Origin of the sequence: Kribbella sp. NPDC051586, assembly GCF_044453965.1 — a bacterium.
Taxonomy (GTDB): domain Bacteria; phylum Actinomycetota; class Actinomycetes; order Propionibacteriales; family Kribbellaceae; genus Kribbella.
In genome coordinates, this window is the sequence record NZ_JBITDF010000002.1 from 521,708 (window position 1) to 536,354 (window position 14,647).

13 protein-coding genes are annotated in these 14,647 nt (G+C 69.2%); 4 read left to right on the forward strand and 9 right to left on the reverse strand.

The genetic code is table 11. The features are described from left to right. Nucleotides 1-67: 67 nt before the first annotated feature. Together ACIA58_RS12905 and ACIA58_RS12910 are read right to left on the reverse strand one after the other, a co-directional pair. Entirely contained in the window at nt 68-1,750 is a 1,683-nt protein-coding gene (locus ACIA58_RS12905) for an ATP-binding cassette domain-containing protein (protein WP_396403815.1), read from the reverse strand. Between the two features lie 147 nt (nt 1,751-1,897). Beyond that, nucleotides 1,898-2,515, reverse strand: coding sequence for a TetR/AcrR family transcriptional regulator (locus ACIA58_RS12910; RefSeq protein WP_396403816.1), 618 nt, complete (start codon nt 2,513-2,515; stop codon nt 1,898-1,900). Nucleotides 2,516-2,591: 76 nt separating this feature from the next. On the opposite strand from ACIA58_RS12910, the gene ACIA58_RS12915 reads away from it, so the two are divergent. Further along, nucleotides 2,592-3,218 (forward strand): hypothetical protein, encoded by a 627-nt coding sequence (locus tag ACIA58_RS12915; protein ID WP_396403817.1) that lies wholly within the window; start codon nt 2,592-2,594, stop codon nt 3,216-3,218. Beyond that, nucleotides 3,215-4,459, forward strand: a complete 1,245-nt coding sequence (locus tag ACIA58_RS12920; RefSeq protein WP_396403818.1) for a cytochrome P450 — start codon at nt 3,215-3,217, stop codon at nt 4,457-4,459. Before ACIA58_RS12915 ends, ACIA58_RS12920 begins: the two co-directional genes overlap by 4 nt. Here the strand turns inward: ACIA58_RS12920 and ACIA58_RS12925 are convergent. The 4 genes from ACIA58_RS12925 to ACIA58_RS12940 form a co-directional block, all read right to left on the reverse strand. Continuing rightward, nucleotides 4,449-5,762: a M16 family metallopeptidase gene (locus ACIA58_RS12925; RefSeq protein WP_396403819.1), complete on the reverse strand. Its 1,314-nt coding sequence runs from the start codon at nt 5,760-5,762 to the stop codon at nt 4,449-4,451. The genes ACIA58_RS12920 and ACIA58_RS12925 overlap by 11 nt on opposite strands. Beyond that, a complete protein-coding gene (locus ACIA58_RS12930; RefSeq protein WP_396403820.1) occupies nt 5,759-7,978 on the reverse strand; it encodes a polyribonucleotide nucleotidyltransferase in 2,220 nt (739 codons plus the stop codon). Before ACIA58_RS12930 ends, ACIA58_RS12925 begins: the two co-directional genes overlap by 4 nt. 283 nt (nt 7,979-8,261) lie before the next feature. Beyond that, nucleotides 8,262-8,534 (reverse strand): 30S ribosomal protein S15, encoded by a 273-nt coding sequence (rpsO, locus tag ACIA58_RS12935; protein WP_130379758.1) that lies wholly within the window; start codon nt 8,532-8,534, stop codon nt 8,262-8,264. Between the two features lie 116 nt (nt 8,535-8,650). Further along, nucleotides 8,651-9,613, reverse strand: coding sequence for a bifunctional riboflavin kinase/FAD synthetase (locus ACIA58_RS12940; protein WP_396403821.1), 963 nt, complete (start codon nt 9,611-9,613; stop codon nt 8,651-8,653). 118 nt (nt 9,614-9,731) lie between these two features. Between ACIA58_RS12940 and ACIA58_RS12945 the strand changes: the two genes are divergently transcribed. Further along, complete coding sequence (locus ACIA58_RS12945) at nt 9,732-10,748, forward strand: SGNH/GDSL hydrolase family protein (protein WP_396403822.1); 1,017 nt, start codon at nt 9,732-9,734, stop codon at nt 10,746-10,748. 40 nt (nt 10,749-10,788) lie between these two features. Here the strand turns inward: ACIA58_RS12945 and ACIA58_RS12950 are convergent, their stop codons facing one another. Then, on the reverse strand, nt 10,789-11,685 hold the full coding sequence (locus tag ACIA58_RS12950; RefSeq protein WP_396403823.1) for an NAD-dependent protein deacetylase: 897 nt from the start codon (nt 11,683-11,685) through the stop codon (nt 10,789-10,791). 17 nt (nt 11,686-11,702) lie between these two features. Further along, the gene (locus ACIA58_RS12955) at nt 11,703-12,566 is read right to left on the reverse strand and encodes an LLM class flavin-dependent oxidoreductase (protein WP_396403824.1); all 864 of its coding nucleotides are present in this window, start codon (nt 12,564-12,566) and stop codon (nt 11,703-11,705) included. 151 nt (nt 12,567-12,717) lie between these two features. On the opposite strand from ACIA58_RS12955, the gene ACIA58_RS12960 reads away from it, so the two are divergent. Then, on the forward strand, nt 12,718-13,728 hold the full coding sequence (locus ACIA58_RS12960) for a hypothetical protein (RefSeq protein ID WP_396403825.1): 1,011 nt from the start codon (nt 12,718-12,720) through the stop codon (nt 13,726-13,728). Between the two features lie 22 nt (nt 13,729-13,750). Here ACIA58_RS12960 and truB read toward each other — a convergent pair whose 3' ends face one another. Beyond that, on the reverse strand, nt 13,751-14,641 hold the full coding sequence (truB, locus tag ACIA58_RS12965) for a tRNA pseudouridine(55) synthase TruB (protein WP_396403826.1): 891 nt from the start codon (nt 14,639-14,641) through the stop codon (nt 13,751-13,753). Nucleotides 14,642-14,647 lie beyond the last annotated feature (6 nt).

Below are 14,647 nucleotides of genomic sequence, written 5' to 3' on the forward strand. Positions count from 1 at the left end.
CCATGTGCTCACAAATGCTCAGTTCAGCACTGCACCGAGTATTCGAACGCCTGCACGCAGTGGTCACTCACTCCTGCTGGGCCGCGAAGAGCCGGGCGAAGCGGCCGGTTTGCCGGGCCATCAGTTCGGGGTAGGTTCCCTGCTGCACCACCGTGCCGCCGTCGACGACATAGATGCGATCCATCTCACGAAGCGTCCACGCGCGGTGCGAAACCACGATCGTGATGCGTTCTTCCTTGGTACGACGGAGCTCCGCGAAGATCTCGCGCTCCGCCTCCGCGTCGATCGCCGAGGTGGGTTCGTCGAGGATCCAGACGCCGGCGTCCCGCAGCCGGATCCGCGCCAGCGCCAGTCGTTGCCATTGGCCACCAGATATCCCGGTCCCGCCCCACTGCTGACCCAGCCGGGTGCCGAGCTGCAGGCCGGCGGCGAACGTGTCCGCGAGGGCGGCGTGCACCGCATGATCGCTCACGGGATCCGGCGAACCGAGCGCGACGGCATCGCGGAGCGTGAACTCGAAGCGGCCGAACTCCTGGACCAGCAGGCCGAAGTACCCGAGCCGCTCGGCCTCGGTCAAATGCGCCGCGTCCTTGCCGTCGATCAGCACCTGTCCGCGGTCCGGGCTCAGACTGCCGACGAGCAGGTTGATCGCGGTCGACTTCCCCGCGCCGTTCACGCCGACCAGCGCGACGAGTTCGCCGCGGCGGGCCTCGATGCAGACATCGTGCAGCACGGGCACGTCGTCGTACCTGAAGCTGACGTGCTCGAGGGCGACGGACTCGACCTGCGGTACGACGGTCTGGCGCGCGGCAGGTGGCACGCTGCGGACGAAACGCCCGTAGATCATGGCTTGTGGGGCCGCGGTGACGATGCTGCCGAACGCGTACCCGCACTGACGGATCGCGTTGAGACCCGTGATCGTACCGGCAATCGCCGCTGCGGCCGCTCCCCCGGTCGCGCCACCGACCACGAGCGCGATCAAAGCCCCTCCGAACAGCACGACGGTGACCAGCGCGGCGGCCAGTTCGAAGTTCATCGCCGTCCTGATCATCCGGTCGAGGACGTGGGTCGCCTGCGTGCGGCTGTCGGCGATGAGGTCGGCAACCTTCCAGCCCGATCCGAGCACGGCCAGCTCGGTGCCCGAGCGCTGCTGGATCAGCTGTTCGGTCGCGTACGCCGCCGCGCGCTCGTGCTCGCCGACGCGCGGCCACCCCTTCGCCTCCATCCGGGAGATCAGCGTGAACGCCAGCACCGTGGGCACCAACGCGGCGAGCACCAGCAGCCCGGACAGCAGGTTGATCGACGCGATCGTGACGCACAGCAGCACCGAGGTGACCGCTGCGCTCAGCACCTGCACAGGCCGGCCGGCCATGTCACTCATCGGCTGCGTCGCCGTCTGACTGGCCTCCAGGTCCCGGACCACCTCGGGCTCGGCCAACCGACTCGGACTCAGCCGCGCCGCCACGCGGGCAAGCTCGACGCGATAGTCGAGCCGCAGGCGCAACATCATCCGCTGACTGGCGATGTTGGCCACCTGCGTGAGCGGGTACATCGCGCCGACCACGAGAGTCAGCCCCAACAGCGGTGTCCAGGTCCCGCCGCCGTCGACCAGCGCGCGGATCAGCACAACCTGGGCACCCGGCAGAACCGCGAGGACCAGTTGCAACAGCGAGTAGGTCGTCAGCCAGCCGGGAGCGACCCGGACGGCATCGAGCAATGAATCGCGGGCAGTACGAAACGCATCCAGCACGAGGATCCTCTTTCACGCAGACAGGCCGGAGCCGCGCCGGGGATCCGGCGCTGCTCACCGCAGCCGTCAAATGCGTGTCATCCCAGAATCGGGCCCCGCCCGTTCAGATGGGATCCAGTGGCAGATCACGTGGTGACGTGGACGACCCTATCGGGGCGGAAGGAGCTGTGCCACCAGAGCATCCGCGGTCCACTGCTCCCAGCGCGACGGCGACCAGCCTCGGTGCGCGGTGAAGAACTGGTACATCTCCGGGCTTTGCAGGGCGAGCGCCACATCGGTCGCCATCGCGAGGCCGAGCCCGTCGCGCAGCGGTGTCTTGGCCGCGAGTGCCGCGATCATCCGCTCCATCACGACAGCGCGTTGCTCGTTGTTGGTCATCCAGAGCTCGTGGATCTCGGGATCGCCCGGGGCGGCGTGCGCGACGACCTGCAGCACCGGCGCGACGCGCTCGTAGATCTCCCGGGCGATCCGCGCCTGCTCGTGCAGTTGCGCGACCGGATCGGGATCGTCGATGGCCGCCAGGATCCGCGGCCGCTCGAGCGTCGGCACCGGCTCGTCATCGCCTGCGATCGCGACGTCGAGCAGCTCGCTGAGCAGTGCGCGTTTGGTGCGGAAGGTGAAGTACAGCGTCTGCACCGCCATCCCGGCCTCGTCGGCGATCGCCTGCATCGACGTGGCGGAGTACCCCCGGCCGGCGAACAGGGTCTGCGCGGCCGCCCGCATCCGCTGCCGGTTGGCCCGCGCCTTCTCCGCTCTCGTGCTCACGCCCGCAGACTACCAGTTGACTAGAGCAAGCCTCTAGTGATTCGCTAGTGGGACACTCTAGTGAATCGGAGCTGCGATGACCGAGACTCTGCCGGTGCCGACCGGCCTGCGCCGTCAACTGCGCACCACCGCACGACTGACCGCGTTCATCGGCGGGCCGGTGTTCTGGCTGGGGACGCTGCTGCACCCGGCCCGCGACGGCTGGAGCATCGCGAACGTCGGCGAGCGCTACGGGCTCACCCACGACATCCAGGCGGCAGGCCTGGCGCTGCAGATCGTCTGCCTGGCCAGCATGATTGCGCTGGGCAACCAAATCGCCCGGCGGCGCGACCTCGGCGCCTGGTACGCCGCCCTGGTCGGCACGCTGCTCTGGTTCGCGCTGATCATCTTCGACGGCTCGCACAACCCGGTGCGGGCGGAGTACGCGCCGAGCATGGTGCACGAGCCCGTCGACCTCGACACACCCGCCGCACTGATCGTGTTCCCGGCGTTGCTCGTCTTCCCGCTGAGTTATCTCTGGCTCGGCTGGACGCTGCGGCAGCGGCTGACCGGCGTACTGCTCGGGGTCGGAGCGCTCGCGTACACGATCGGCGGTCTGTTCATCTTCACCGCGGGTCCGAAGTTCGGCCTGATCCAGATCTTCGAAGTCGCCGGCGCGACCTTGTACGCCGTCGGCTACGTCCTCCTCGGCCGGCGCGCATGAACCTCATCGAGTCCCTGCTGTCACCGACCGGTCGTGCCGATCCGTTCCCGCGGTACGCCGAGGCGCATCGTCTCGGGCCTGTCCTGCCCATCACCGATACCGCCTTCCTGGTCGTCGGCTACGCGGCGGTCAACGAAGTACTGCGGAACCCGGGCTTCGGGATCCCGGCCGATCCGTCGAGCCAACCGTCGCTCGAGCTGATGCAGCGATCGATCCTGCGAGCCAACCCTCCCGACCACGGGCGGATGCGGTCGCTGATCTCACAGGTGTTCACGCCCCGCCGCGTCGCCGCTCTGCAGCCCGCCATCGAGACCGCGGTCGACGACCTGCTCGACGGTCTGCCGGCGGAAGTGGACTTCATGGACCGGTTCGCCTTCCAGCTGCCGGTGACAGTGATCTGCGAGCTCCTCGGCGTACCGGCCTCCGAACGGCAGCGCTTCCGCCCGCTCGCGTCCGATCTCACGGCAGCGTTGGAGCTCACCGATGCTTCGGACGCCTCTGCCGATGCGGCTGCGCAGGAGCTGGGCCAGTACTTCGCCCAGCTCATCCGAGATCCCTCGGCCGACGGGCTGGTCAGCGCCCTCGTCGCCGCATGCGATGCGGGTGACGGACGGCTCTCGGACGAGGAACTGCTCGCCAACCTGATCCTTCTCCTGGTCGCCGGCTTCGAGACCACCACGGACCTGCTCGGCAACGGCTTGGCGATCCTGCTCGACCAGCCGGACCTTACCCCGGCCGTTCGCTCCGATCCGGGAGCCTTCGTCGAGGAGGTGCTGCGGTACGACTCCCCCGTGCAGGTCACGACCCGGGTCGCACGCACGGAAGGTCTGTCGGCCGGCGGTGTGTCGATGCCCGTCGGCAGCGACCTCATCCTGCTGCTCGGAGCCGCGAACCGTGACCCGGCACGCTTCCCGGAGCCCGACCAGTTCGATCCGGCGCGGACCGGCAACAAGCCGCTGAGCTTCGGCGCCGGCGCGCACATCTGCCTGGGCAACAGCCTCGCGCGACTGGAAGCGACAGTGGCATTCACACACCTGACTGAACGCTTCCCATCAATCACCCCCGCCAGCCGACCCACCCGTCGCGACCGCCTCGTCCTCCGCGGCTACCAGACCCTGCCGATCCAGCTGCAACTCGACAGGAGGTATGCGCCGGTTGCCGACCGGCGCACGCCTGAGCAGGCCCGGAATCCATCCCGATCACCCGACACCTCCTGTCGAGATGCAGATCCTAGACGGTGAAGGCGGTGGAGTCCTCGTCGAACGGGCCCATGACGGTGAGGGCGGGGGTGCCGGCGTACAGGTCAGCGGCGAGAGCGGTCACGTCGTCCAGGGTGACCGAGTCGATCCGGTGCAGGATGTCGTCGACCGTGGGCAGCTCGCCGTAGACAAGCTCGGCCTTCGCGATGCGGGTCATCTTCGCACCGGTGTCCTCGAGGCCCATCACCACCGAGCCGCGCATCTGGCCCTTGCCGCGGAGCAGCTCGTCCGGTGTGATGTTGCCGTTAGCAATCGATTCGAGCTCGCCGCGGATCACGTCGAGCACCTCGGGCGCCTTCTTCGGCAGGCAGCCGGCGTACACGCCGACCATGCCGGAGTCGGCGTACGCCGAGCCGAACGTGAACACGGAGTACGCCAGGCCGCGCTTCTCGCGTACTTCCTGGAACAGCCGCGACGACATCCCGCCGCCGACGATCCCGTGCAGCACGCCGGCGATGTAGCGGCGCTCGTCGCTGCGGACCAGGCCGGGCATGCCGAGCACCAGATGTGCCTGCTCGACGTCGCGGTGGTGCACCTGCACCCCGCCGTACGTCGGGACGCGCTTGCCGGGAGCGCGTCGTATGGCACCGGGCTCGGACTCGGCGGTGACCCAGTGACGCTCGAATGCCTTGCGGACCAGGCGGACGACCTCGGTGTGATCGACGTTGCCGGCCACCGAGACCACGATGTTGGACGGCTTGTAGCGGCGCCGGTACCAGCCGACGATCTGCTGGCGGGACAGTCCGGCAAGCGATTCCGGCGTACCGGTGATCGACCGGCCGAGCGGGGACCTGCCCCACAGTTGCTCGGCGAACAGGTCGTGGATGTGGTCCGACGTCTCGTCGGCGTGCATCGCGATCTCTTCGTCGATGACGTCGCGTTCGCTCTCCACGTCCGCGCTGGCCAGCGTGGCGGAGGTGATCATGTCGCAGATGACGTCGACCGCGAGCGGCAGGTCGGAGTCGAGCACCCGCGCGTAGTAGCAGGTGTACTCCTTGCCGGTGAAGGCGTTCATCTCACCGCCGACCGCGTCGATCGCGGCGGAGATCTCCAGCGCGTCACGGCGCTCGGTGCCCTTGAACAGCAGGTGCTCGAGGAAGTGTGTGGCGCCGGCCAACTGCTCCGGTTCGTCCCGGGAGCCGACGCCGACCCAGAGTCCGAACGTGACCGAGCGGAAGCCTGGGACGGATTGGGACAGCACACGAAGCCCGGAGGGCAGGACGGTCCGTTTCACCGGACCGCCCTCCTCCGGGCTCAGCAGTGTGCTGGTGATCGCACGGGTCACTCGGCGGAAGACTCGGCCTTCTTCTCGTCGGCCTTGTCGTCACCCTCGATGACCGGGATCAGCGAGAGCTTGCCGCGGTCGTCGATCTCGGCGATCTCGACCTGGAGCTTCTGGCCGACCGAGAGCACGTCCTCGACCGCCTCGACCCGCTTGCCACCGGCCAGCGGACGCAGCTTGCTGATGTGCAGCAGGCCGTCCTTGCCCGGCAGCAGGCTGATGAACGCACCGAAGTTGGTCGTCTTCACGACCGTGCCCAGGTAGCGCTCACCCTTCTCCGGCATGGTCGGGTTCGCGATCGCGTTGATCGCGGCCCGCGCCGCCTCGGCCGACGGGCCGTCGGTCGCGCCGATGTAGACGGTGCCGTCGTCCTCGATCGAGATGTCGGCGCCGGTGTCCTCGGTGATCTGGTTGATCATCTTGCCCTTCGGGCCGATGACCTCGCCGATCTTGTCGACCGGCACCTTCACCGAGATGACCCGCGGCGCGAACTCGCTCATCTCACCCGGCGCGTCGATGGCCTTGGCCATCACGTCCAGGATCGTCAGGCGGGCGCCCTTGGCCTGGGTCAGCGCACCGGCCAGCACGCTGGCCGGGATTCCGTCCAGCTTGGTGTCCAACTGCAGGGCGGTGACGAAGTCCTTCGTGCCGGCGACCTTGAAGTCCATGTCGCCGAACGCGTCCTCCGCGCCCAGGATGTCGGTGAGTGCGACGTACTGCGTCTCGCCGTCGACCTCACCGGAGATGAGGCCCATCGCGATACCGGCGACCGGCGCCTTCAGCGGCACACCGGCCGACAGCAGCGACAGCGTCGAGGCGCAGACCGAGCCCATCGAGGTGGAGCCGTTCGACCCGAGGGCCTCGGACACCTGACGCAGCGCGTACGGGAAGTCCTCGCGCGACGGCAGCACCGGCACCAGGGCCCGCTCGGCCAGCGCGCCGTGACCGATCTCGCGGCGCTTCGGCGAACCCACCCGGCCGGTCTCACCGGTCGAGTACGGCGGGAAGTTGTAGTTGTGCATGTAGCGCTTGCGCGTCTCCGGGGAGAGCGTGTCCAGCTGCTGCTCCATCCGGAGCATGTTCAGCGTGGTGACACCCATGATCTGGGTCTCGCCGCGCTCGAACAGCGCCGAACCGTGAACCCGCGGGAGCACCCGCACCTGCGCCTTGAGCGGCCGGATGTCGGCCAGCCCGCGGCCGTCCATGCGGACCTTCTCGGTCAGCACGCGCTGCCGGACCAGCTTCTTGGTCAGCGAGCGGAAGGCTGCGGACAGCTCCTTCTCGCGGCCCTCGAAGTCGGCGGCCAGCTTGTCCACCGTGGCGGCCTTGACCGCGTCGGTGGCGTCCTCGCGCTCGTGCTTGCCGGCGATGGTCAGCGCCTGGGCCAGCTCGTCGCTCGCGGCGGCCTCGACCGCGGCGAACGCGTCGTCGGCGTAGTCCGGGAAGACCGGGAACTCGCCGGTCGGCTTCGCGGCCCGCGCGGCCAGATCGGCCTGCGCCTCGACCAGGGTCTTGATGAACGCCTTGGAGGCCTCGAGGCCCTCGGCGACGATCTCCTCGGTCGGCGCCTGCACACCGGAGGCGACCTTCTCGAAGGTGCCCGGGGTCGACTCGGCCTCGACCATCATGATCGCGACGTCACCGGTGTCGGTCACGCGACCGGCCACCACCATGTCGAAGACGGCGTCCTCGAGCTCGGTGTGGGTCGGGAACGCCACCCACTGGCCCTCGATCAGCGCGACGCGGACGCCGCCGATCGGGCCGGAGAACGGCAGGCCGGCCAGCTGGGTCGACATCGAGGCCGCGTTGATCGCGAGCACGTCGTACAGCTTGTCCGGGTTGAGCGCCAGGACGGTGATGACGACCTGGATCTCGTTACGCAGGCCGGACACGAACGACGGCCGCAGCGGGCGGTCGATCAGCCGGCAGGTCAGGATCGCCTCTTCGGACGGGCGACCCTCGCGGCGGAAGAACGAGCCCGGGATGCGGCCCGCGGCGTACATCCGCTCCTCGACGTCGACCGTCAACGGGAAGAAGTCGAACTGGTCCTTGGGCTTCTTGCTGGCCGTGGTGGCCGACAGCACCATCGTGTCGCCGTCGAGGTAGGCGGCGGCGGAGCCGGCGGCCTGCTGGGCCAGACGGCCCGTCTCGAAGCGGATGGTGCGGGTGCCGAAGCTGCCGTTGTCGATGACGGCCTCAGCGAATTCGGCGCCCTCCATGGGCGCGCTTGTGGATCCCGACACGGGATACCCCTCTCTCACAGTGTGACGACTGCGAGGCGCGAGCTGCCGGGGTGCCGGTCTTCGATCGAGGCCCGCGGATGTCGAGTTGCTACCTGCATCCGAAAGCCACTACCGAGGACCGGTCGTCCTCCCGCTACGCGCTTCGCGTCGCCTCGTACGTCTTGCTTCTGTATTCAGTTGTAGACCCGCGCCCGGTGGTGTCAGGACGCGGATACGCCAGGAGCGGCCACCCGGGTTTCGGGGGCCGCTCCTCGCGACGTCATCGGCGAAGGCCGAGCCGCTCGATCAAGGACCGGTAGCGGTTGATGTCCTTCTTCGCCAGGTAGTTCAGCAGCCGGCGGCGCTGGCCGACGAGCAGCAGCAGGCCACGACGGCTGTGGTGGTCGTGCTTGTGCTCTTTGAGGTGCTCGGTGAGGTGTGCGATGCGGTGCGTCAGCAGCGCGACCTGGACCTCGGGGGACCCGGTGTCACCCTCGGTCAGGGCGTACTCACCCATGATCTTCTTCTTCGTTGCGGCATCAACAGATGACACAGGTTTCCTCTCGATTTCCGTTGCGCGGCGCACCGGGGCATTCTTCACCCGAGCACTCTCGGTCCGCGGCCGTTCAGACGGCAGCAGCCAGCGTATCAGTCCGTGGACGCGTCACCCTAATCCCCCGCCAGCAGGCCACGGGCGCCGTCGACGTCGGCCTTCATCTGCACGAGCAGGTCGTCGATGGTGTCGAAACGGATCTGCGTGCCGCGCAGCCGGGCCACGAAGTCGATCGCCACTTTCGCGCCGTACAGCTCGAGGTCGTCGCGGTCGAGCACGTACGACTCGACGCGGCGGTCCACACCGTCGAAGGTCGGGTTGCTGCCGACGCTGATCGCCGCGGGCAGCGGGTCCGGGTACGCCGGAGCGCCGGGGGCCGGTGTCAGCACGGTCAGCCAGCCGGCGTACACGCCGTCCTGCGGCACCGCGGCGCCCGGATCGGCGGGGATGTTGGCGGTCGGGTAGCCGAGCTCGCGGCCGCGCTTGTCGCCCTCGACGACCACGCCGGCGACCCGGAACGGCCGGCCGAGAGCCTCCGCGGCCGCCTCGACGTCACCGTCGGCGAGCTGTTGGCGTACGTACGTCGACGACCAGGGCTGCTGCTCCCCTGCGAGGCTGAGCCCCTCGACCTGGAAGCCGTACTGCGCACCCGCCTCGACGAGCGTGTCGACGTGCCCGGCCGCCTTGTGGCCGAAGCGGAAGTTCTCGCCGACGACGACCGCCTTCGCGTGCAGCGTGTCGACCAGGACCCGCTCGATGAACTCCTCCGGCGGCCAGCCCGACACCTCCTTGGTGAACGGCAGGATGAGCACCGCGTCCGCGCCGTGGCGGCCGAGCAGCTCGGCGCGCTGCTCGGGCTCGCTGAGCATCAGCGGCGCATGGTCAGGCCGCAGCACCCGCATCGGGTGCGGGTCGAAGGTGAGCGCGACCACCGGCAGGCCGCCCAGCTCGGCCGCCCGCGCCTTGGCGTGCGCGAGCACCTCCTGGTGGCCGCGGTGCACGCCGTCGAAGTTGCCGATGGTGACGACCGTCGGCCCGAAATCCGGGCTCACCTGGTCCAATCCGTGCCAGACACGCATGGCAGCAGGATTCCATGCCCGGCCGTAGTTGCGCGCACCAGGTCGCAGATCACCCCTTGTAATCGTGTGGTGACTCAACTTAGGGTGGGCCGCGCACTGTGAGCCCTGGGGAGGTCTCGTGAAGTTACGTCGTCTGCTTGCTGCCTGCACGGCACTGGTTCTGCTCGCCGGCCTTCCGGTTGCCAACGCCTCGGCCGCTCCGCGCTTCACCAACTACGTCGCGCTCGGCGACTCGTACACGTCGGCGCCGTTCGTGCCGCTGCCGGACCTGTTGTCGCTCGGCTGCGTCCGGTCGTACAACAACTACCCGAAGCTGCTCGCGGCCGCGCTGCACGTTCGTCTCACCGACGTCAGCTGCGGCGGCGCCGACACGACCAACATGACCCAGCCGCAGAGCACTGTGCTCGGCACCGCGGCGCCGCAGTTCGACGCGCTCACGCCGGACACGGACCTCGTCACGCTCGGCATCGGCGGGAACGACTTCGGCGTGTTCGGCAGCATCATCGACACCTGCCCCGGCCTGCGGGCGTCCGACCCGACCGGCGCGCCGTGCAAGGCGCACTTCACCGTCGACGGGGTGGACACGCTGCGGGCGAAGATCGCCCAGACCCAGACCCGGATCGCGGTCGTTGTCCAGGGCATCAAAGCCCGGTCGCCGAAGGCGAAGATCCTGCTGATCGGCTACCCGAAGATCGCCCCGGAGCACGGCACCTGCCCGTCGGTTCTTCCGTTCGCGGACGGTGACTACAGCTACTTGTACTCGATCGAGGAGGCGCTGAACGCGGCCGTCTCCACCGCGGCCGCGGCGGGCGGAGCGACGTACGTCGACACGTTCCGGCCGTCGACCGGGCACGACGCCTGCGCGCCGGACGGGCAGGCGTGGATCCAGGGCAAGGACATCAACCTGCTCCGGGCCTTCAACTACCACCCGCGCTACGAGGGTGAGGCCGGGATGGCGTCCCTCACCTACAAGACGCTGACCGGCGCACCTGCCACGGTGACCACGACCGAGCAGTCCGCTTGGGCTGCCAAGGCGCGGACCCTGGCGAAGCAGGCGGCCTCCCAAAAGACCATCACTTCACCCCAGGCCCTCGAGGCCTCCCTGAACCGCGTACGGACCAGCGCGCAACGCTGACCCTTTCCAATCCGTACCGCGGACTCCGGGCCGGGCCACCTCACGCGTGGCTCGGCCCGGTGGTTTCTTCCAGCAGTTCGGTCAAGGCCTGGCCCAGCGGCAGATTCACCCGCTGGGTCGCGTACGGGTCTCCGCGGGTCAGGCCCTGGTTGATGATCAGCACCGGCGTACCGGACTTGGCGGCGTGGCGGACGAAGCGGAAGCCGGACATGACAGTGAGGGACGAGCCCAGGACGAGGACGGCGTTCGCCTCGTCGATGAGCCGGTAGCAGCGCTCGACGCGGGTCCGCGGCACGTTCTCGCCGAAGAACACCACGTCCGGTTTGAGGATGCCGCCGCAGTTCGTGCAGTCGACCAGCCGGAACGCGCCGACGGCTTCGGCCGGGAGCTCCGCATCGCCGTCGGGGTTGATCCGGGTCACCTCGGCCTCGAAGTCCGGGTTCGCGTCCTTCAGCCGGCGGTCGAGTACTTCGCGCGCGGACGTCGCACCGCAACTGAGGCAGATGACGCGGTCGAGGTTGCCGTGCAGCTCGATCACGTCACGCGCGCCGGCGGCCTGATGGAGGCCGTCCACGTTCTGGGTGATGACGCCGCTGAGGTAGCCGCGGGCCTGGAGCGCAGCGACCGCGCGGTGGCCGTCGTTCGGGGCGGCGCGGGCGATGGTGCGCCAGCCGAGGTGGCTGCGTGCCCAGTACCGCCGACGGCCGGACTCGCCGGCCACGAAGTCGCCGTACGTCATCGGGGTATGGGTGCGCAGACTGCCGGTCTCGCCGCGGTAGTCCGGGATCCCGGACTCGGTGGAGAGGCCTGCGCCGCTCAGTACGACGACTCCGCCGCCGGCCACCGTTTGCGCGACCGGGCCGATATCCGTCGTCCCTGGCTCCAATGCCAGCACCTCGGGCCCAGGGGCCCATGCCAAGGTCGGACGAGAACGCACCACTCCAGCCTACGTGCTCAGTCGATGCGGGGCGGTCCGGCTTTGAGGCGGCGCTCGGCGGTCTGACGGACGACGTCGCGATCCATCGACGACCAGTCCGCGTCGATCCACCAGTTCGCACCGGCGTCGGCCCAGGGACGCACCGTGGCGGCCGGATCCGGGTCGTCGGCAGTGGTCATGCCTTCGGCGACCACGTCGTACCCGTCCATGGTCAGGCCGTGTGCGGCGCGCTCCTCCCGGATCCAGGCGACGCCGTCGGCCAGGAGCGCGGGAGTCAGCTCGCCCGCCTGCTCGCCGGGCGGGAGGATCGGCGCGTAGTTCGGCAGCCAGCCGTCCTGCAGGGCGGCGCGACGCATCGACTTCGGGCGCGGCCAGGCGCCGACGATCCAGGTCGGGATCCGCGGCTGCTGCACCGGAGGTGGCGGTGCGGGCGGCATCAGGTCGGCGACCTTCCTGGACCGGTAGTGCCGGCCCGAGAACTCGAACGGCTCGTCACGCCACAGGTGCTGCAGCATCTCCAGCGACTCGTCCATCAGCTCCGCCCGGATCTTGCGGCCAGGGTCGTCCTCGAACAGCCAGAACCGCTCGTCGCCCGTCACCCCGAGCCCGACCGCCAGCGTGACCCGGCCGTTGCTCAGGTTGTCCACGGTCGACGCCTGGCCGGCGACGTCCCACGGTTTCCGTCGCGGCAGCGGGGTGAGCATCGTCCCCAGCCGGATCCGCTCGGTCGTCATCGCGGCCGTGCCGAGCATCACCCAGGCATCGATCCCCCAGATCGACTCCCACACGAAGAACCCGTCCCACCCGTGCTCCTCGGCCATCGCCGCCAGTTCGGCCGCGTCCCGAGCATCTCCGTACGCCATCACGAATCCGTATTTCATGTCTCAGCACGCTACGCGGCCGCACCGACAAGAACCGTCGTAACTGAGTGACCACTTCGGATAACCATCCGCCAATCGTTTGCATCGTAGACGTGAGTTCGTCCCCACCGGGGCGGCTCGGGTTCGAATCCAAATCACTCAAGGGGAAGTCATGCAGATATCCGTACTCCGGCCGGCCGCCGTCCTGACGTCGGTGGTGCTCGCCGGCTCGGTGGTCGCCGGGATCACGCCCGCGGCAGCAGAGTCGTCGAGTTGTGTGGCGACCGAACTGCCGTTGCCGGCCGGTACGCCGAGCAACGTGTTCGCCGACGTCACCGCGTCGGACTCGTCCGGCCGGTACCAGCTCGGGTCCCTCCAGGACGAGCAGGGAAACCAGACGTCGCTGTTCTGGACCGACCGCGGCGCGCCGGTGGTACTCGCGCCGCTCCCGGGGACCAACTCTCCGATCGATGTGAACGACAAGGGCACCGTCCTCGGGACAACGCGGGACGCCGACGGCAAGACGCAGCCGTGGCTGTACTCGCACGGCGTCGTCCGGAAGCTGCCGGTGCCTGCTCACCTGACCGGCATTGCGCCGCGGGCGATCAACGACCGGGGCGATGTCGTCGGTTACGGCCAGGACCCTGTCACCGCTGACAGCGTGCCGCTCGTGTGGCCGGGTGGCGGCAATCCACAGCGGTTGCGCGCGAGCGGGTCCGCGGATGCCGTCGACATCAACGAGGCCGGAGTCGTCGTCGGGAGCACCTGGACCGATGCCGGCGAGACTGCGCTGGTGTGGAAGGGGTGGGACGACAAGCCGGTGGCGGTGACCGGTGAGGCCGGAGCGGACATCGGGCTGACAAAGATCCGCGGCAACTGGTTCGTCGGCATCCAGACGCTGAGCGATGGCAGTGTGATCGGCGCTCGCTGGAACCTGCGCTCCACCAAGGGCGTCAGCTTCCCGGACATCCTGGACGGCGTGAACAGCTCCGGCGATGTCGCCCACCGGACGGCCGACGGCACGACCGTGGTGTCACGCCCGGACGGGACGCAGTACGCGATCGACACGGTCGGGTTCAACAGCGTCCGCTACCTGTACGACCGCGGCCAGTCCCTGGACGCGGCCGGCAGCCGCGACTACGGCTTCAGCCGAGCGATCCTCTGGTCCGGCTGCTCCAACTGACGATTCACGGTCGCGGTCTTCGTCAGCTGACGAAGACCGCGGTGGGTTTGGCCAGCGGGCCGTGCGGTTCGTAGAGAGCAAGGAAGGCGCCGGCGGGGTCGAACATGGCGGTCTGGCCCGGCTCGAGGTTGAGGCCGGAGAGGGGGCGGCCGGTGCGGATGGCTGCCGCCTGGGCCTCGTCGGCGTCGTACCGCGGGAAGGTGCCGGCGGCAACATCCGCGATCGGCAGCCAGTCGAAGGACTCGCCCAGCGACTCCAACGAGTGGGCCTGCGACAGGTCGAAGGACCCGACCCGGGTACGGCGCAGCGCCGTCAGGTGACCGCCGGCACCGAGCTCGGCGCCGAGGTCGCGGGCGAGGGCGCGGATGTAGGTCCCGCTGGAGCAGTCGACCGAGACGTCGACGTCGATCGAGTCGGCGCCGACCCGGACGTCGAGGATGTCGTAGCGGGAGACTGTGACAGCGCGGGCCTTGAGCGCGACCTCCTCCCCCGCCCGGACGCGTTCGTACGCGCGTTTGCCGCCGACCTTGATCGCGGACACCTTCGACGGCACCTGCGAGATCTCGCCGCGGAAACCCGCCACCGCGGTCGAGATCGCCTCGGCGGTCACCCCGTCGACGGGGTACGTCGCCAGGATCTCGCCCTCGGCGTCGTCCGTGGTCGTGGTCGCGCCGAGCCGGATCGTCGCGTCGTACGACTTGTCGGCCAGTTGGAGATGGCCGAGCAGCCGGGTGGCCCGGTTCAGGCCGACGACGAGAACGCCGGTCGCCATCGGGTCCAGGGTGCCGGCGTGGCCGACCTTCCTGGTGCCGGCGAGCCGGCGGATCCGGGCGACGACGGTGTGCGAGGTCATCCCTCCCGGCTTGTCGACGACCACGATGCCGTCGGACGCCGGTGTGAAAGTACCGGTCAACGCAGT